This window comes from Pseudoalteromonas sp. TB64 (assembly GCF_000498095.1).
Classification (GTDB): domain Bacteria; phylum Pseudomonadota; class Gammaproteobacteria; order Enterobacterales; family Alteromonadaceae; genus Pseudoalteromonas.
In genome coordinates, this window is record NZ_AUTQ01000217.1 from 1 (window position 1) to 19,739 (window position 19,739).

The 19,739-nt window shown below is 38.5% G+C and carries 16 protein-coding genes; 7 read left to right on the forward strand and 9 right to left on the reverse strand.

The window, feature by feature from the left end:
• Both L647_RS0118020 and L647_RS0118025 read left to right on the forward strand, forming a co-directional pair.
• A partial coding sequence (locus L647_RS0118020) for an IS30 family transposase (RefSeq protein WP_024610111.1) occupies positions 1-669 on the forward strand: 669 nt, incomplete at its 5' end.
• A gap of 446 nt (positions 670-1,115) precedes the next feature.
• Entirely contained in the window at positions 1,116-3,341 is a 2,226-nt protein-coding gene (locus L647_RS0118025; RefSeq protein ID WP_024612280.1) for a TonB-dependent receptor, read from the forward strand.
• Between the two features lie 48 nt (positions 3,342-3,389).
• Here L647_RS0118025 and L647_RS0118030 read toward each other — a convergent pair whose 3' ends face one another.
• A complete protein-coding gene (locus L647_RS0118030; RefSeq protein ID WP_024612281.1) occupies positions 3,390-3,755 on the reverse strand; it encodes a hypothetical protein in 366 nt (121 codons plus the stop codon).
• 51 nt (positions 3,756-3,806) lie between these two features.
• On the opposite strand from L647_RS0118030, the gene L647_RS0118035 reads away from it, so the two are divergent.
• Both L647_RS0118035 and ggt read left to right on the forward strand, forming a co-directional pair.
• The gene (locus L647_RS0118035; protein WP_024612282.1) at positions 3,807-4,352 is read left to right on the forward strand and encodes a GNAT family N-acetyltransferase; all 546 of its coding nucleotides are present in this window, start codon (positions 3,807-3,809) and stop codon (positions 4,350-4,352) included.
• An 88-nt stretch (positions 4,353-4,440) separates the two neighbouring features.
• The gene (ggt, locus tag L647_RS0118040) at positions 4,441-6,114 is read left to right on the forward strand and encodes a gamma-glutamyltransferase (protein ID WP_024612283.1); all 1,674 of its coding nucleotides are present in this window, start codon (positions 4,441-4,443) and stop codon (positions 6,112-6,114) included.
• Positions 6,115-6,176: 62 nt separating this feature from the next.
• Here the strand turns inward: ggt and L647_RS0118045 are convergent, their stop codons facing one another.
• Genes L647_RS0118045 through L647_RS0118080 form a run of 8 tightly spaced genes read right to left on the reverse strand, consistent with a single transcriptional unit; the run spans position 6,177 to position 14,441 of the window.
• A complete protein-coding gene (locus tag L647_RS0118045; RefSeq protein WP_024612284.1) occupies positions 6,177-6,929 on the reverse strand; it encodes a DUF3379 family protein in 753 nt (250 codons plus the stop codon).
• Positions 6,929-7,486: a sigma-70 family RNA polymerase sigma factor gene (locus tag L647_RS0118050; protein ID WP_033024481.1), complete on the reverse strand. Its 558-nt coding sequence runs from the start codon at positions 7,484-7,486 to the stop codon at positions 6,929-6,931. Before L647_RS0118050 ends, L647_RS0118045 begins: the two co-directional genes overlap by 1 nt.
• A 60-nt stretch (positions 7,487-7,546) precedes the next feature.
• Positions 7,547-9,205, reverse strand: a complete 1,659-nt coding sequence (locus L647_RS0118055) for a BatD family protein (protein ID WP_024612285.1) — start codon at positions 9,203-9,205, stop codon at positions 7,547-7,549.
• Positions 9,199-11,121, reverse strand: coding sequence for a VWA domain-containing protein (locus L647_RS0118060; protein ID WP_024612286.1), 1,923 nt, complete (start codon positions 11,119-11,121; stop codon positions 9,199-9,201). Before L647_RS0118060 ends, L647_RS0118055 begins: the two co-directional genes overlap by 7 nt.
• Complete coding sequence (locus L647_RS0118065; RefSeq protein ID WP_024612287.1) at positions 11,121-12,107, reverse strand: VWA domain-containing protein; 987 nt, start codon at positions 12,105-12,107, stop codon at positions 11,121-11,123. Before L647_RS0118065 ends, L647_RS0118060 begins: the two co-directional genes overlap by 1 nt.
• A complete protein-coding gene (locus tag L647_RS0118070; protein ID WP_024612288.1) occupies positions 12,100-12,534 on the reverse strand; it encodes a DUF4381 family protein in 435 nt (144 codons plus the stop codon). The genes L647_RS0118065 and L647_RS0118070 overlap by 8 nt, the downstream gene beginning before the upstream one ends.
• 2 nt (positions 12,535-12,536) lie before the next feature.
• Entirely contained in the window at positions 12,537-13,481 is a 945-nt protein-coding gene (locus tag L647_RS0118075) for a DUF58 domain-containing protein (protein WP_024612289.1), read from the reverse strand.
• A gap of 3 nt (positions 13,482-13,484) precedes the next feature.
• Positions 13,485-14,441 (reverse strand): MoxR family ATPase, encoded by a 957-nt coding sequence (locus L647_RS0118080; RefSeq protein ID WP_024612290.1) that lies wholly within the window; start codon positions 14,439-14,441, stop codon positions 13,485-13,487.
• 327 nt (positions 14,442-14,768) lie between these two features.
• Here L647_RS0118080 and fadI point away from each other — a divergent pair, with 327 nt between their 5' ends.
• From fadI to L647_RS0118095, 3 genes are all read left to right on the forward strand, one after another.
• A complete protein-coding gene (gene fadI / locus L647_RS0118085) occupies positions 14,769-16,079 on the forward strand; it encodes an acetyl-CoA C-acyltransferase FadI (RefSeq protein ID WP_008138643.1) in 1,311 nt (436 codons plus the stop codon).
• Positions 16,079-18,352, forward strand: coding sequence for a fatty acid oxidation complex subunit alpha FadJ (fadJ, locus tag L647_RS0118090; RefSeq protein WP_024612291.1), 2,274 nt, complete (start codon positions 16,079-16,081; stop codon positions 18,350-18,352). Before fadI ends, fadJ begins: the two co-directional genes overlap by 1 nt.
• Before the next feature lie 223 nt (positions 18,353-18,575).
• Positions 18,576-19,697 (forward strand): 4-phosphoerythronate dehydrogenase, encoded by a 1,122-nt coding sequence (locus L647_RS0118095; protein ID WP_024612292.1) that lies wholly within the window; start codon positions 18,576-18,578, stop codon positions 19,695-19,697.
• The last annotated feature ends 42 nt before the right edge of the window (positions 19,698-19,739 follow it).

Sequence of the window (19,739 nt, forward strand, 5' to 3'; positions counted from 1 at the left end):
AAAGAAAGTGAACGGTCTGTCAGCCATGAATGCATTTATCTGTATATCTGGGAAGATAAAAAAGCAGGTGGTGAGTTATACCTACATCTGCGCCGACACGGTAAGAAATATCACAAGCGCAGTCATGGTAAAACAAACCGAGGGCAAATAAAAAATCGCGTTAGCATTGAAGAACGTCCACAAATAGTTGATGAGAAAGGTCGTATCGGAGATTGGGAAATAGATACCGTTATAGGTAAAGGTCATCGAGGCGCCCTTGTTACCATTGTAGAGCGGGTCACCCAATTCACTGTATCAACTCAGGTGGCAGGCAAAACAGCACAAGCCGTCACTGCGGCGACGATAGAACTATTAAGGCCATATAGGTCAGCGCTTCATAGCATCACGGCTGACAATGGAAAAGAGTTCGCTTATCACGAGCAAATCACAGAGGCTTTAAGTGTACCTGTTTATTTTGCTCACCCTTATCACTCATGGGAGCGCGGATTGAATGAAAACACGAATGGATTACTACGCCAGTATTGGCCGAAGAGCACAGATTTTAAGACGGTAACACCAGCGCAAGTTATACCAGTACTTGAGCAACTTAATAATCGTCCGAGGAAGACACTAGGATTTGAAACGCCTGCAAAATTGATGCAGGATCACTTGGCGGCTAAAGCCGCCTAAACGTTATGCACTTCAGATTTGAATCCGCGTAATTAAAGTCTGAATATATTTTCAATTTAACCCTTAATAAAAATTATTTATGAACCGTTATTTTTAAAACTACTGGTGTGGATTGGTTAAAAAAATAAAGTATGTAAATTTAGAATGTTTTACTAAATGAAATAAATTCTAACTCAAAGCACACAATGATAGCGTCGCAGCAATAAGTTTCATTATTATTGGTTATGAAGTTGTTGTTTAAGTTGATCGTTTATGAAATAAAAATTGTAACTAAAATAGAGTGAGTGAATTTTTATTTTAATTTTTTTTATACATTCATTCACAAATTTGTAATATAATGACCTTCCAGAGGAAAGATGCTTTTTAGCGTCTTTTTTTATGCTTAAAATTTATATAATCTAAATATAAACGCATAACAAATCATACGATATCCTTTGGAGAATACTTTGAAACTACGCAACCTCTCACCGTTAAGCCTAGCAATTCTTGCTGCACTAACTACATCAGTAAATGCTGAGGAAATTAAAACAACAGCAAAGCAAGATGCGTTTGAGAAAATAGAAGTAACAGCCCGTAAACGCACCGAGAGTCTGTTTGAATCTCCAACTGCTATCACATCAATTGGTGCAAACCTTATTGATAAAGCCAATATGAGTAATTTAGAAGATATTGGTAAGTATGTTCCTAATTTAAATATTACACGCTATGGCGTTGGTAACTCGGCTCATGCCTCGGTATTTATTCGAGGCATTGGTCTGCAAGATCATATAATTACAACAGATCCTGGCGTAGGTGTTTATTTAGATGGTGTTTATCTGGGTCGCCAAATGGGTTCTAACTTATCTTTACCAAATGTTGAACGTGTAGAGATTCTTCGTGGTCCTCAGGGAACTTTGTACGGGCGTAACACTTTAGGTGGTGCAGTAAATGTAATTACAAAGCAGCCAGGTGATGAGGGCATTATTACCACTACAGCAAAGGTTGGCAGCCGTGGCCGTATTGCTGGCGATGTATATTTTAACAATGCACTAAACGATGACATAAGTATGTCAGCAAGTGCATCATATAAAACTCGAGATGGTGTAGGTGAAGCTGTAAATTTAGCAAATCCAGAGAAAGAAATTGGCGAAGAAGAAGAGTTTAGCGGTCGTGTTGCAATTAAGTGGCAGGCAAGCAGTGATTTAGCTCTTACTTTCTCTTTGGATGGTGTTGATAATGAGTCAGGTCAGTCTCCATATACTATTGAGCTAACTGAGCCATTGGATTCAAATGACGTGTTTAATGGAGATTTCCCATTATTAACACAAGATTTAATTCCATCTGATCCTGATGATTTAGGCACAACTGTTGCAGGCATTGAATCTACTTCATACTCAGGTTGGGGAACATCGTTTACAGCTGATTGGGCGATTAACGATACTTACGCTGCAAAGTTTATTTCAAGCTACCGTACTTCTGAATACGAAGGTGGACTTGATGATGATGCATCGCCACTTAGTTTATCAGAGTTTCCTGAAGAGGGTGGTGCTGACCAGTATTCTTTTGAAATACAGTTAAATGCTACGTTTGAGAATATGGACTTTGTGTCTGGTCTTTATTTCTTTAATGAAGATGGATTTACGCGTTCAGGACCATTTGTATTTAGCCCGTTTAATACACCAAATAGTTTATTAAATGATGGAGTAACCCCATCATTTGGTGGATATGGGAATTTTGAAATTAATCAAGAGACTAACTCATACGCCGCATATATTAATGCAAGTTACGATTTAACTGATGATTTAACACTAGGCGGTGGCTTACGTTACTCTCAAGACGAAAAAGATGCTGATGCTATTTTTCCATCATTCCCTGCGCGTAAGTACGTAAGCGCCTATTTTGATGCCGTTACTTGGGATATAAACGCTTCGTATCAACTCAGTAATGATATGAATGTGTATGGTCAAATTCAAAAAGGTTATCAAACAGGTGGCTTTCCACCGCGTCCATTTGGTGGTCCCGACCAATTTACTTCATTTGATGAAACTAAAGCAATTAACTATGAAGTTGGTTTAAAAGGTCAAGTACACGAAAATGTATCTATGATGCTTGCCGTATTTGTTACTGATTACACTGATTTAGCATTACCTTTTTCAGATCCAACAGCCGGTGGTGGTTTTGTTACTATTGTTGAAAATGCAGGTCAATCTAAAGCACAGGGCATTGAGCTTGAAACAACTGTTGCAATTACAGACGACTTTACTATTCGAAGCGCAGTGGGTTACCTAGATTCTGAAATTACAGACGTAGCAGACGGTGTACAAGGTATTGGTAAAGGTGATTCACCAGCATTAACACCTCGTTGGACTGTAATGATTGCACCTTCTTACTTTATGGATTTAAGCAATGGGGGCACTTTGGCACTAAACGCTAATTACTCATACCGTAGTGATATGCAAGGGCAGTCAGTTTATAACGAGAGTGAAACAATAGATTCACGCGAGCTTGTTGGTTTTAATATTTCTTATACTAACCCGTACGGCGATATGGAAGTAACGCTTTATGGTGAAAACGTATTTAATGAAATATACGACGTAGGACGTTTACAGCAATCAGGTTTTGTAGGGGTAATGCGTAGTAACGATCGTAGTGAATTTGGTTTAAAATTCAAAAAAGACTTTGAACTTAACTAAAACAAAAAAAGGGTAAGCCATGGCTTACCCTTTTTATTAGAAGTTAAATTAACCTTCTTTTTCATCTTGACGAGCTTGTTCTATTTCATCAGCAATTTCTTGTGCTTTTTGTTTTGTTTTTTCAGTCAATTCGCCAGCTGCTTCTTTGCTTTTAATCCATGCATCAACAGCAATTTCTTTACCGTCATCGTACATGTCTAAGCCCATAGCTTTACTTTGGTCTAATAACTGGTTTAGTGATTCATCAGTTTTAAGCTCGTGTGTCGTCTCTTTTACGTCTTCCCATGCATCACCAAGCTTTTCTTGCATTTGAGCGCTTTTGTCTTTTGCATCTTCTTTTACTTCACTCGCATCTTCACAACCAGTTAATGTAATTAAAGTGCCTAATAAAGCTAAACCTGCTAATTTATTCATGTGTTATCCCCTTTAGAGACTAATAATTAATTCGAGACGGACTATACAAGAATGAAAATGAACACACCTGTAACAACAAGATTAAATTTTAAATTAATGAATGAACACGATTGGCCTCAATTGTTTGAGCTCGATCAAGACCCTGCTGTAATGCAGTATTTAACGCGTGGTGTGCCAAGTACATTAGCTCAAATAAAAAATGAAGGCATTCCTCGCATGCTTGCTTATCGAAATGAAGATAAAGGGTGGGGGCTTTGGCAAATTACGACAAAAATAAATAATACATTTATTGGTTGGATATTAATAAGACCTATGGATTTTTTTAGTGAAACACCTCGTTTTAATAATATTGAAATAGGATGGCGTTTTAAACAAGCAAGCTGGGGTCATGGCTACGCTACAGAGGCTGCATTAGCATTGTGCGACGAGCTTGTTAAAAACAATGAAGTTAAAGCAATAAGTGCCACTGCTATTGTAAATAATACGGCTTCTATAAAAATAATGGAAAAACTAGGTCTACAATTTATAAAAAACTATACACATAAAGACGAGCAAGGGAGTTTACCTGCGGTGCTTTATTCAAAAAATGTTCAATGATGATTAAATTTACAGTATAAATATTGACCTGCACATAAGTGGCGTGCATTAATATGAGTAACTAAAAATAATAAGTTAAGGATATTCAATGGGATTGTTTTTCTCGCGACGAAAATTAATTGTCAAAAGTGTATTTATTTTACAGCTCACCGTATTTAGCGCGGTGGCACAGCCTTTACCTCAAAGTGCAGTAGCTATGCCGGATTCGTTTAGTGCTGATGCGGCTAAAAGTATATTAGAGCAAGGAGGCAATGCAATTGATGCGGCTATTACTGCGCAATTTGTACTTGCTGTAACGTTACCCGAAGCCGGCAATATTGGCGGTGGTGGTTTTATGCTTATTCAAAAAGATGGTGAAGGTGATTTTATAGATTATCGAGAAACAGCACCATCAGCAGCTCACCGTGATATGTACTTAGATGAGCAAGGTAACGTTATTCCTGATAAATCAATATATGGTATTCATGCAAGTGGAGTACCAGGCAGTGTTGCGGGTATGTGGCTTGCTCATAAAAAGCATGGCACGCTTGAGTGGAAAACGTTAGTACAACCTGCAGTTACTTTAGCTGAAAAAGGCTTTGTGGTTCCGCCAAAACTAGCAAAAGGCGTTAGCGAGTATATAGCTTATTTAAAAGAGCAAAAAATAAACGTAAACTTTGCAAACTATTTTGCAGATGTAAAAGCAAATACCACGTTTAAACAACCAGAGCTCGCAGCTACACTGAAGCGTATTCGCGATAACGGTCAAGATGGTTTTTATAAAGGCGAAACCGCAAATATTATTGCTAAATTTATGCATCAGCACGGTGGTATAATTAACCAAGATGATTTAAAAAATTATACCGCTAAATCACGTACACCTATTAAAGCAAGCTGGAATGGTTACGAAGTCCTTACATCGCCGCCGCCTAGTTCAGGCGGTATTGCTATTTTACAATGGCTTAAAATGTATGAGTTACAAAAACCTAAAGTGGGCTTAGCGCATAACTCTACACAATATGTACATTTATTGTCTGAAATAGGTAAACGTGTATTTGCAGATAGAGCAGAGTATTTAGGCGATCCTGACTTTTTTGATGTACCGGTAAAAGCGCTAACTAATATTAACTACCTAAAAGGTCGTGGTGATGGTATTTCGCTAACAGCTATTTCAACGACAGAAAACATTAAACCAGGTCTTAAAGAAAGCGAGCAAACCACACACTTTTCAATTATTGATATAATGGGTAACGCTGTTGCAAACACGACCACAATAAACTTAGGTTTTGGCAGTGGTGTGGTTGTTGAAGGGGCTGGCTTTATTTTAAATGATGAAATGGACGATTTTAGCGCCAAACCAGGTGTTATGAATGTGTTTGGTGCAATTGGTGGTGAAGCTAACGAAATACAGCCACACAAGCGTATGCTTAGCTCTATGACACCTACAATACTACTTAAAGACAATTCCGTTAAAATGGTAACTGGTTCGCCAGGTGGAACAACAATTATTAGCTCAGTTTATGAGTCTATTTTAAACATGGTAGAGTTTGATATGAGCGCAGAGCAGGTTGTTAATAGCCCTCGTTTTCATCATCAGCTATGGCCTAAAAATATAATCAGAGCACACAAAGGATTAACTAATAAAGTAAAAAAAGAACTTATGAAAATGGGTTACACCATAAATGAGAGCCACTTTGGTGATCTACAAGTTATTATTAATAACGACGGTAAATTAGATGCAGCATCTGAAGCATCTGGGCGTGGCAAGTCGATAGTATTTTAGATTTAGTGAATTAAAAATTAGTTATAAAAAAGCCGCTTAGTAAATACTAAGCGGCAAATATCTTATAACCAACGAATAGCGCCAGTAACGCGTTCGTTATACATATTAATTGGTGCACCAGCATTTGCTACTAAAATAGTATCTGCTTGTGGTCCTCTATTAATATGCCCTTCAAAGCGGTCATCTCGAAAGCTATCATCGCCAAACCCAAACGATTTATTTTCAGACGGAACAATAAATACAGTCATGGGTCCAAAGTCTGATTCAAAGACCAAATGGAGGCCTTTCTCACCTTCAAAATCACAAAACATAGCATAAGTAACTTTACCAGGAAGTTCATCAATATGACCGCCTAGTATCGCTAATTTGTCGTTTACACTTTGTAGGCTAATAGGTTCTTTTTTATCAAGAGAGCTAATTTCGTAATAAACGTGGGTAAGGGCATGCTCACCAGCTTCGTTCACTATGTTTTGCTCTGCGCTAAAAAAGAAAGCGCTAATTGCCACTACAAAAGAAGCGGCTAATGCTAAATGTACGCGATCAAACTTAAAACGCGAGCAGGCATCAACCACATTATCACCTGTAGCTTGCTCTTCTTGAAGTGCTTTTTCTTTTAACGATGTATTTAAAAGAATGCGATCCGCAAGGTTCTCAGGTACGGGTATATCTAAAGCATCTTGAATATATTTATCAAAATCTTTCATATCACTAATAAAACTTTGTCGCTCTTGGTTATTGTTTGCAAACTCCATGAGCTCCTTGTCAATGTCGTTTGGCTGCGCAATAGTGCGGCGACGAAACTCAAGTTCATCCATTATTTTGATGCCCCTTTAAGTTGTTCATCATCACGGCTTAAAGCCTCTTTAAGTTGATTTCTAGCACGGTATAAGCGAGTCATTACCGTGTTTTTATTTAAATTAAGTATGCCTGCAATCTCTTCACCAGAGCAGCCCATTACAACTTGAAGTAATAAAGGCTCCCGGTATTCATCTGAAAGCAGTGCAATCTGGCGCTGAATAACCGTTTGTTCCATTTCATCATCTAACGAGTGGCTCGTTTCATCAACAAGCGTATCGTTTTCTACATCACTGTAATCAAATTGCTTACGCTCAAATCTGCGTGCATTCTCCCTGCGTAAAATAGTTAATAACCATGGTTTAGCTGCTTTTTGATCCAATAAAGAATCTAATGAACGCCAAGCACGTAAAAACGTTTCTTGTACTAAATCGTCTGCTATGTGCGGATCACGACATAACCAATAAGCGAAGCGGTAAAGCTCCTTATTGTAAACGTGGACCAAGGCTTCATAACGTTTTTGTTTCTCTGCCATATTGATTAAGACCTGATTATTTGATTTATTCTTTCCAAGCATAAGTACTTTTTTAGTTAAAAATTATTATTTAATGCATGAAAGACCTGCATATATCAAATATTAATGATAAAGGTCTTTTAATACAGCTTGTTGCGACTCTAATGCTTGAGTATGATATTTTTCAAGTATTTTAATAATAGCATTAAGATCGGTATCTGTAGTTCTATTACCATAAAGCTGTGTTTGCAATTGAGTTACGTAGTTGTTTAACTCTTCATTATTTATACCACGACATAATTCATCAATTGCACCCGTATTTTTATTAGTGCGTAATATAGCATAATTATTTAGCTCGTTATAAAAGGCTTTAACATCTTGTGTTTTTGCTATTACTTTGAGCTTATTTAAACGCGGGTGCGTAACTACACTATTGCTCAGCGGCATATGCTTTTTAGCATTTTTAGTGCTGCAAGTTAACCAATAAAAAACGATTGTAGCAATCCATAAAATATAACCTAACACAGCAATAACTATTAGCCATATAGGTGTTTCACTTTGAGTTTGCACTGATTGCGAATTTATTATATCCGCATTGGTATTTTGCGGCGAGTGTGAATTAGCTATATTTTGCTGATTATTTTCAACAGGTGGATTAGCTGAGGTACTACTTGGTATTACTGTAATAGTGCGCTCAGGTATAGTTGCGTAGCTAATGCGGTTTGTTTTAGTGTTATACCAAGGTAGTTTTATTTCTGGGAGTGTATAAGTACCCGCTCTTTGCGGTAATAACGCATAAGATGCTGTTTGCTGTGATACAACACGCCCATCACGAACTGCATTGTTATTTTCTTTTTCATCAGGGTAGCTGCGAATTCCATCAATAGCTGGCATTGCTATTTCAGGGAGTTGCTCTTTAGTCACACCAAGTGCCGTTAAAGTAATTGTGCGAGTGATAGGAGTACCTACTTCTACTGTATTGTCTTCAGGTTGCCATTGCTCATCTAAGTTAACTAATTCGCTTGGTAACCATGCACCTTTATAATTACTTGGAATTGGCTTGATTTCTATTTGTTGCTCATCACCTAACGCTGATACTTCTAATTGACGATAATTTTGTTGTACACGACCTTGAAACGCAGGGCCTGCAATTGTATAAACACCGCTTTTTTGTGGTTGAATTAAATATTCACGAGTAATTACTAAATAACGTTTACCATCCACAAGTTCATAACTTTCGGTTTGCTTACCTAATTGCGTCAGTTGAGCATCTTCCATGCTTGGCGTACTTAAGCTGCCATCAAGTAACTCTTTAGCTAAATAAAGCTTAATGGTGTAAACACCAGCTTCTTGAACAAATAACGAATTGTTAGAAAGTGAGGTTTTTAAAAAAATATCATTGTTTTTATCCGCATCAACGTCACGTTTAGATACTTTTAAATTAATTGGTTGTGATGTAAGCCCTGCAACGCTAAAAGCCGGAATGGTATATTCACCCTCAGCGCGAGTCATTAATTTAACAGACCACGTTGTTTGTTTATTAATGCTGCCATTGATAACGTTAGTACGCGAACTCAAACTAGTAGGACCTACAACAAAGTCTTTTAATAATGCTGATGTATCTGGTTGCTCACCTCTAACCGTATCGTCAACAGAGATGTTAAGCATAAAAAATTCACCTGCTAAAACAGGATTTTTATTAACACTGGCTTCTAGTTTAGTTGCAGCCCATGAAGGCATAACACTCAATAATAATAAACAGCAAACTAATCGCATTACCATGATTTTTCTACTCCTGCAGGGCGACGTTTATATTGTCTTTTTTGGGCTTCTAATTGCATTTTATTCCGTAATAAAATAGCCGGATCATCCGGAACTTTTCTGAGTAATTGATTAAGTTGTTGCGCTTTTTCTTTCTCTTCGTTAGTCAATTCGCTAGCTTGTGCTTGCATTGCCTGCTGCTGAGCATTTTTCTTTTGCTCCTCACTAGCTGGTTGCTCACTCATAGCTTGAGGAGTATCTGTTTGCTGTGCATCGTCTTCAGGTTTTTTAGCATCTTCATTTTGAGCCTGGTCAGTTGGCTGCTCTGCTTGCATATCAGGTTCATTTTGCTTATCTGATTTATCACCAGATTGATCTTCTGACTGCTCGCCTGATTCATCTTGCTGCTCTGATTGCTCAGCATCTTGATCAGATTTATCACCTTGTTGATTTTCACTCTCTTTGGGCTCGCCTTTTTCACCATCACCTTTTTGTTGATCTTGCTCAGATTGATCATCTTTTTGCTGCTGGTCTTGGTCGCCTTTTTCGCCATCATCTTGAGAGTCATCACCTTTTTCATCTTGCTTGTCTTTTTGTTGATTTAGCAACTGTTCAACAAGTGCCTGATTTTCAGAAGCTTCGGTAAAGTCATTTTGCAAAGCTTGAGCCTGTTTATATGCCTCAACTGATTCTTCTAATTTACCTGCCTTAGCAAGCGCATTGGCATAATTATAAAAACCAGTTGCTGATTTATCGTTACTAAACTGATTTATAGCGGCTTCGTAATCACCTTGTTGATACAGAGCAGAGCCTTTTAATTGGGTTGATTGAGCTGCACTTGCACTATCGTAATCTTTATTTTGATAAGCATCGAGCGCACGTTGATCGGTATTTTTTAAAAGTGATGGAAGCTCTACAGCAAATGCGTTTTGTTGCGGTAAAAAACTAAAGATTAAAAAAGCACCTACCAAAGCAGATCGTCTAAACAAATAAAGACCAAGTGGTAATAAAAGTAATAAACCATAAATACCCGCATCTATTCTCCAAAGGGCGTGGCTTTGTTTTTCATCTTTTAAAAGCTCGCTATTATTACTCGGAGAAAATTTGGCTATGTCGGCACTACTTGGTTGGTAGCTGGCAAATTTACCGCCACTGCTTGTTGCTAAGCTTTTTAATTGTGAAGCGTTTAACTTAGGCACTACTATTTGCCCATAAGTATCTTTCAAAAAACCACCTTCAGGTAACTTAATTGGGGCACCTTGGGGTGTACCTACACCATAGATACTTAATCGATATTGAGTTTTGTTAGTAAAATCGGTTACTTCGCTCAACTCTTGCTGCTCAATACCGTCGGTTACTAAAATAATATCGCCATCTACATAGCCTGCTTGTGTTAACAGTTCTTTTGCCATATCAAGCCCGGCTAAAACGTTTGAGCCTTTATCAGGCATTATTTCAGGGCTTAAACTAGGAATTAAATTTGCAAGAGTGGTGGCATCATTCGTTAAAGGGGAAATAGTATAAGCTGTACCAGCATAAGCTATTAAAGCGGTATCGCCTTCTTTAAATAAATCAATCATATCAAGCGCTTTAAAACGCGATTGTAATAGTCTGTTTGGTAAAATATCAGTGCTGTACATAGAGTACGACATATCCATAACAATAACGCGGGCACTTTTGCTCTGAAACACAGGAACTTGTTTTTTCTCAAAGCTAGGTCCCGCACTAAATAAAATACCTAAGCTACAAAATAGTGCTACTAACCAAAGTGGTTGGTTAGTTTTAGTATTTGATTCGCTCATAATAAACTGGGCTAAGTGCGGTGCTATTAAATGCTCGCTTGTTGTTTTTTTATGTTTAATTAATGCGACAAAAAACAACGCTATTGCGGGTATCAAAAGCCACAAAACAGCGGGGCGAATAAATTCAAAATCCATTAGCTTGGCTCCTTTAACGCACGTAATGTACTTAACATTACGTTTAAGCTAATAAGTAAAATAGCGATAAGTAACGGGTAGTAAAAAAGAGAGCTTTGTGGGCGAAACGTTTGTTCGTCGGCACTAATAGGTTCAAGCTTGTCGAGCTCAGCATAAATTTGTTGTAAACCGGCTACATCTTTAGCTCTAAAATACAAACCACCTGTTTGCTCTGCAATACTTTTTAATAGACTTTCATCTAAACTACTTCCGCTAGCACCACTCATATTAAATAAACTAAAGCCGCGAGGGTTATCTGAGCCAACGCCAATGGTATACACTTTAATACCTTCTTCGCGAGCAAGTAGTAAAGCTTCTTCTGGTTTTAAATTACCGGCAGTGTTTTGCCCATCGGTAAGCAGTACAACAATACGATTACTTTTATCTTTATTAGCAAAACGCTTTACTGACAGTCCCAAAGCATCACCAATAGCAGTAGCACGACCGACTAAACCAATTTGTGCTTCACTGAGCATTTTACTTACGGTTTTAACATCGCGAGTCAACGGGGTTTGTAAAAAAGCAGTATCCCCAAATAATATAAGACCGAGCCTGTCACCTTGGCGCTGCTCTATAAAGTCACTTAATACGGCTTTTACCATAGTAAGCCTGTCAACATATTGACCATTGTAAGCCATGTCTTGCTCGGTCATAGAGCCTGACAAATCTACAGCAAGCATTATATCGCGACCTTCATTTGGCATTGATATAGGCTCATCTAACCAAGTGGGGTTAGCCGCTGCAATAACGAGTAACAACCAAATAGCCCATTCAAAAGGACTTAAGCGACGCGCGCCTTGCTCAATACTTTGGTTAGTTAAATTATGTTTAGAAAAGCTTGGTATGCGTAAGCGTGTATTTGTGTTGCTAGCTAGAGGTTTTAATAGCAAAAGTAATAAAGGAAGTGGCAGCAATATAAAAAGCCATGGCCAGCTAAATTCAAACATTAACTCGCTCCTTTATTTTAAATTGTTTAATACTTTGGCGAAGCTTGTCACAAAGCGGTGTATCTTTTTGTTGTACATTATAAAGACTTAAAATTTCTTGTTCGCTGAAGGTCAAACTCGTTAGGGTAGTAAGTGTATTACACCATTGAGCAGTAGATTGTGCAGCAAGACGTTTATCGTAATATTCGATTACTAAACGCTTTAAAATAATATGAAGCTGTTGTGCATCATTTAATTTAAGGCTTAGTTCTATTGCGTAACGTTTTGCTTTACTAAATTGATGCTTTTTATAAAAAATATAAATTGCTGCACACAGTGCCAAAAGTAGTAGCGCAATAATAGCCCACCAAGCAGGAGCGAGTGGCCACCAACTAACTTGGCTTGGCGCTATTATATCGTGCAGTCCATCGAGTGGAGACGTTTGCATGGTTATTTTCTCACTAATTGCAGCTCAAGCGGTATTGCTGCATTGAATGATATTAAATTAAGACCTGATTTAGTTAAGCGATTAAATCGTGTGCTAAATGCTTGCTCAGCATTTTTGGCAAAGCGTTCTCTAAAGCTTTTATCCATTAATGGCAGAGCAAAATCTTGACCATTTGCACTAACTGTTACAGCTTGCTTAAATGCAGGTAATTGGTGTTCAAAAGGGTCACTAATATGACAACCAATTAATTCACAATGTCGACTGAGTATCTCAAGTTGCTTAAAACTGGCATCGTCTAGGGCGTTAAAGTCAGAAACTAAATAAACTAAACTGCCAGGTTTAGCTAAATGGTTAAGACGCTTTAAGTTATCGCTAAAGTTATTTGTCGCTTTTTCATCAATAGAGTTAAGAGCTTGCTGGTGGTTTGCGCATAAGTTATGACAAAGTTTTAATACTGCTTTATCACGAGCGCTTGGTTTTAGCTCTAAGTGAGAGTGCTGATTAAAAACAATACCACCAATTCTATCGCCGCGTTGGCTAGCAGACCATGCAACTAAGGCACTAATATGCGCAGCTTGCACCGATTTTAACAATAACTTTGAACCGAACAACATTGAGTTAGAGAAGTCAGTAAATATAAAAACAGGGCGTTCTTTCTCTTCTTGAAAAAGTTTAGTGTGAGTTTCACCGGTGCGCGCAGTAACTCGCCAATCAATAGAGCGAATGTCATCGCCTTGTTGATAATGTCGCACTTCGGCAAATTCCATTCCACGACCTTTGTGCGGTGCGAGATATTGCCCAGTTAAGGCGTTTTTTATTTTTACCTTAGGGGCAAGCTCAAGCAGCTGCGCTTTGGCTTTGTAGTACATTAGCTCTTTAAGGGCTAAATTTACACCGTGGCTATGGCTCTGATTGAGCCATGCTTGGGATTCTAATTGTGTTTGCATAACTTATGGTACGGCTACAAGTTCAACAATTCGGCTTATTACCTGATCTTTAGTAATGCCGTCGGCTTGGGCTTCGTAACTTAAAATAATACGGTGGCGCAACACGTTATGCACTACAGCTTGAATATCGTCAGGCGCTACAAAATCACGACCTTGTAACCAAGCGTGTGCACGGGCACATTTATCAAGTGCAATAGTGGCACGCGGACTTGCGCCAAACTCTATCCAACTACCAAGTTGCGCATCAAGTGCAGCGCCTTCTCGCGTAGCAATAATTAATTGCACTAGGTATTTTTCAAGTGGTTCGGCTAAATAAAGACCAAGGATAGCTTTACGAGCTGCAAATAAATCACTTTGACTAATTTTTTGCATTACTGCTTGTTGTTCATTTAATGCTTCGCCACGTGTTAAGCGTAATATATCAAGCTCATGTTCTGCGCCTGGGTAACCAATGCTTAAATGCAATAAAAATCGGTCAAGTTGCGCTTCAGGCAGTGGGTAAGTCCCTTCTTGTTCGAGCGGGTTTTGCGTTGCCATAACAAGGAAAAGTTCACTTAGTGGATAAGTATTTTTACCTACCGTAACTTGACGCTCAGCCATTGCTTCTAAAAGAGCTGATTGTACTTTTGCTGGTGCACGGTTAATTTCATCGGCTAAAATAAGGTTATGAAAAAGAGGGCCTTTTTCAAAAACAAACTCACTGGTTTGTTGACGATAAATATCGGTACCGGTTACATCAGCAGGTAATAAGTCAGGTGTAAACTGCACGCGCTGAAAAGAGCCTTCTATACCTTTAGCAAGTGCATTTACGGCACGAGTTTTTGCAAGCCCAGGAGGACCTTCTACTAATAAATGGCCATCGGCTAAAATTGCAATGAGTAGCGCTTGAGTGAGCTCTGGCTGGCCAATAATTTGTGTATCTAAATACGTTTTTAATTGTGAAAATGCGTTAGCTGCCATAATAATTCGACTTTCCTCGTCAGCTGGGTTTATACCTGAATGCTTTAGGTGTTAAATACTGAACTAGTTATAAGGTTTATAGTTGTGTAACTCAAGGGTTAGACTGTATTTTTAAAAAAGTTCGTTATTTTTTAATGATTTTCAGCGTATCACAAAATTTTGTAAAAGCGTCTAAAAAAGCCTATGGTTGTACCTTAAATAACTAGTATGTAAATTATTTATATTTGATGCATTCGCATTAATTACAGTTTATCTATTGGCTTTAGTACACGGGTTGTTTAGAATCGAGAAAAATAAACAGGTCAGACCTGTCAGCGGGAGAGCATAATGTCTGAGCAAAACATACTTAAAACACCAAAGGGCGATCGTATAGCTATAGTTAGCGGCTTGCGTACACCTTTTGCAAAACAAGCAACAGCGTTCCACCATGTACCTGCACTTGATATGGGTAAGTTAGTGGTTAACGAAATGCTTGAACGATTAAATTTCAATAAATCAGAAATCGATCAGCTTGTATTTGGTCAAGTAGTACAAATGCCAGAAGCGCCAAACATTGCGCGTGAAATTGTATTAGGTACGGGTATGCCAGTATCGGTTGATGCATATTCGGTATCGCGTGCATGTGCCACTAGCTTTCAGGCAATTGCTAATGTAGCTGAGTCTATTATGGCAGGATCTGTAAGTGTGGGTATTGCAGGCGGCGCTGATTCGTCATCAGTATTACCAATTGGTGTTAGTAAAAAGCTAGCAGGCAGCTTAGTTGATTTAAATAAAGCGCGAACACTTGGTCAGCGTTTAAAAATATTTTCGAAACTACGTTTAAAAGATTTATTACCAGTGCCACCTGCTGTAGCAGAGTACTCAACAGGTCTTTCAATGGGTCAAACTGCTGAGCAAATGGCTAAAACACATAACATTAGCCGTGAAGATCAAGATGCATTAGCACATCGTTCTCATTCACTTGCAACGCAAGCGTGGGCTGATGGAAAATTAAAAGATGAAGTTATGACGGCGCATTTACCGCCATATAAAAGCTTTATTGAAGAAGATAATAATATTCGTAAAAATTCAACGGTTGAAGGCTACGCAAAGCTTAAACCTGTTTTTGACCGTCAGCACGGTACAGTTACCGCAGCAAATGCAACACCATTAACAGATGGTGCAGCGGCTGTACTTATGATGAGCGAAAGCAAAGCAAAAGCACTTGGCTATGAAATATTAGGTTACGTACGTAGCTTTGCATTCTCGGCAATTGGTGTAGAAAAAGACATGTTAATGGGCCCTGCTCATTCAACGCCTATCGCACTTGATAGAGCGGGTATTACGCTTGCTGATTTAGATTTAATTGAAATGCACGAAGCGTTTGCATCGCAAACACTCGCTAACATGAAAATGTTTGCCTCAGACAAATTTGCACAAGAGCATTTAGGTCGCAGTAAAGCAATTGGCGAAATTAACATGGATAAGTTTAACGTTAACGGCGGCTCTTTAGCATATGGCCATCCATTTGCAGCAACAGGTGCTCGCTTAATTACGCAAAGCTTACACGAGCTTAAACGTCGTGGTGGCGGTTTAGCATTAACAACAGCATGTGCTGCTGGTGGTTTAGGTGCAGCCTTTGTATTGGAGAGCGCGTAATGACAGATTCAGTATTTAATTTAGCGGTAGACGAAAATAAAATAGCCGTTGTAACTATCGATGTGCCAGGGGAGAAAATGAATACCCTGCGCAGTAGTTTTGCCGATGATTTAAAAGCGTTACTAGAAGACGCAAAATCGCAAAACGTAAAAGGCATGGTATTTATAAGCGGTAAAAGCGATAACTTTATTGCTGGTGCCGATGTTAAAATGCTTGATAGCGTTAAAAAGCGTGAAGATGCTTTAGCTATTAGTGAGCTGTGCCATCAAGCGTTTTTTGATATGACAAAGCTGCCATACACAACAGTTAGTGCAATTCATGGCGCTGCATTAGGTGGTGGTTTAGAGTTTGCTTTAGCGTGTGATTACCGTATTGGTACCGACAGCGATTTAACAAAAATTGGTCTACCAGAAGTGCAACTTGGTTTGCTTCCTGGTGGCGGCGGTACGCAGCGTTTAACTAAAATTGTAGGCATTCAAAAAGCACTAGAGTGGATGCTAACAGGTAAACAAATTCGTCCTAAGCAAGCAAAAAAAGCAGGCGTGCTTGATGATTGTGTACCGCACAGTGTACTTTTAAAAGTAGCAAAAGAATTTGCCGCGAAGAAAAAGCCACAAGCAAAAGAGCCAAAGCTCGACAATATTAGTAAATTATTAGAATCTAACCCGTTTGGTCGTAACTTTATCTTTAAAAAAGCCAAAGAAAACGTACTGAAAAAAACGGGTGGACACTACCCAGCGCCACTTGCCATTATTAAAGCAGTGCGAGCTTGCGTAGAGTTGGATGAACTAAAAGCGTATAAAACAGAAGCTGAAGCGTTTGCCACTTTAGTAATGAGTAGTGAGTCTAAAGCGCTTCGCGGTATTTTCTTTGCAACCACCGAAATGAAAAAAGAGTGGCGCAATGATGACGCACCCGCAATAAGCAAAACTGCTGTTTTAGGCGGTGGACTAATGGGCGCAGGTATTGCGCACGTAAGTGCGGTTAAAGCTAAAGTACCGGTACGTATTAAAGATGTAGCAGAGCAGGGCATTAGTAATGCAATGAGCTACACCTATAAAATTTTAGATAAGCGACTTAAACGCCGTATTATGTCTAAAGCTGATGTGCAGTTAACAATGAACCGCATTACAGGTACAACTGATTACAGTGGTTTTAAACACATTGATTTAGTAATAGAAGCGGTATTTGAAGATCTTGCACTTAAGCAAGGTATGGTTGCAGATGTAGAGCAGCAATGCCAAGCAAATACAATTTTTGCAAGTAACACATCATCATTACCAATCTCGCAAATTGCAGCACAAGCAGCACGCCCTGAAAATGTAATTGGTTTACATTACTTTTCTCCAGTGGAAAAAATGCCATTAGTGGAAATTATTCCACACGAAGGTACATCTCAAGAAACAATTGCCCGCGTTGTTAATTTTGCGCGTAAGCAAGGTAAAACGCCAATTGTTGTAAAAGATATGGCTGGCTTTTATGTAAACCGTATTTTAGCGCCTTACTTAAACGAAGCTGCTAACTTAATGCTTGCAGGTGAGCCAATTGAAAAAATTGATGCCGCCTTAGTTGAGTTTGGTTTTCCGGTAGGACCGCTGGCTCTACTTGATGAAGTAGGTATTGATATTGGCTCTAAAATTGCTCCAATTCTTGAAAAAGAATTAGGTGAGCGTTTTAAAGGTCCAGATGCATTTACTCGTATGATTGATTCTAGACGCCTTGGTCGTAAATCGGGTCGTGGTTTTTATGAATACGATAAAAAAGGCAAAAAAGTTGATGAGTCAGTTTACGAACTGTTGGGTGTAACACCGGCTCCACGTTTAAACAAAAGTGAAATTGCTAAGCGTTGTGTATCGCAAATGCTTAACGAAGCCGCGCGTTGTTTAGATGATGGGATTATAGCCAGCCCTCGTGATGGCGACATTGGTGCTATATTTGGCATTGGTTTTCCACCATTTTTAGGTGGACCGTTTAGCTACATGGATAAATTAGGGGCAAGTAAAATAAGCTCTGATATGTCTACACTAGCTAATAGCGATGCTATTTTTACACCATGTGAAACATTGTTAGCAATGGCTGCCTCTGGTGCTACTTTTTATAAAAAAGAGCCTGCAGAAGATACACCGATTGACGATAATGATGCAGTAGCAGTGCAAACTGCTATTGAAACCGTTATTGAAAAAGATACCCAAAGTAGTGATTTTGTTAACGACGACGTTGTTGAAAAAGCTACGGATATTGACGATGTAAAAGAAGACAAAACGTCAAAGTAACTTTTTAAAGCCAGGATGTTTAAAATGCAGTTCACTTAGGTGAGCTGCATTTTTGTTTTAAGGTAAAATTAAATAATACATTACAAAAAATAACACGAGTATAAGTGTTTTTTTATATAATTCTTTTGCATACATTCATTGTGCAATGTATCACTTTTTAGTTTGTGTAAGACCTAGGTTGTTCGTTACAATGGCGCTCCCTAAATGCCAAACGGACACCATGATGAAAATTCTTGCCGATCAAAATATGCCTTTAGTTGAGCAGTACTTTGCGGACTTTGGTGAGGTGGAGCGTTTTGATGGTCGTAAATTAACGGCTGAACAATTAATAGATGTAGATGTATTACTTACTCGTTCAGTAACTCAGGTTAATAATGAACTTTTAGCACAAGCAAATAAGCTATGCTTTGTTGGTACAGCCACGATTGGTGTTGATCATATTGACACGCAACTCTTAAATGAGAAAAACATTGCCTTTAGCAGTGCCCCAGGCTGCAATGCAATTGCTGTGGCTGAATATGTAATTAGTAGTTTATTTGCATTAAGCCAAGAAAATGCTCGTCCATTAAGTGGACAAACAATTGGTATTGTTGGAGTTGGTAACATTGGTTCGTGTTTGGCGCAAAAATTAAAAGCGTTAAATGTCACTGTACTTTTATGCGATCCTGTAAAGCACGAGCAAGGTTTATTACATGAACACGTGCCACTTGATGAATTACTAGCCAAATCAGATGTTGTAACGTTCCATGTTCCTCTTATAAAAAGTGGTAAACATAAAACACTGCATATGATGAATAAGGCACGATTAAAATCACTAAAACCAGGGCTTACATTAATAAATGCAAGCCGTGGAGATGTAATTGATAACCAAGCATTACTTGAAGTAATGGAATCTGGTGCAGACTTAGATTTAGTCTTAGATGTTTGGGAAAAAGAGCCAAATATATTAACTGAATTACTTGAACACGTACGTTATGCAAGTGTGCATATTGCAGGTCATACTCTCGAGGGTAAAGCCCGTGGCACGCAAATACTGTATCAAAAGTTATGTGAACTAAATAATGTAGAAGCAACAAAGTCGCTTGATGAGTTTTTACCCGTACCTGCAATTACGCAAGCCACATTAACGCAAAGTTATAGTGAAGCTGATATTGCTCGTTTGGTGCATTTAATTTACGACGTACGCCGCGATGACGGCATTTTACTGCGAAGTTTAGCTAAAGAAGGCTTTGACACTTTACGTAAAAATTACCCAGTAAGACGTGAATTTAGCACCCTAGTATTAAAAGGTAAAAGCCAGCAACTTGAAGCTCTTGAACAACTTGGTTTTACTATAACCAATTAATTTTTAACTAGCGATGTTGTTTTAATATCGCTTATAGAGGAA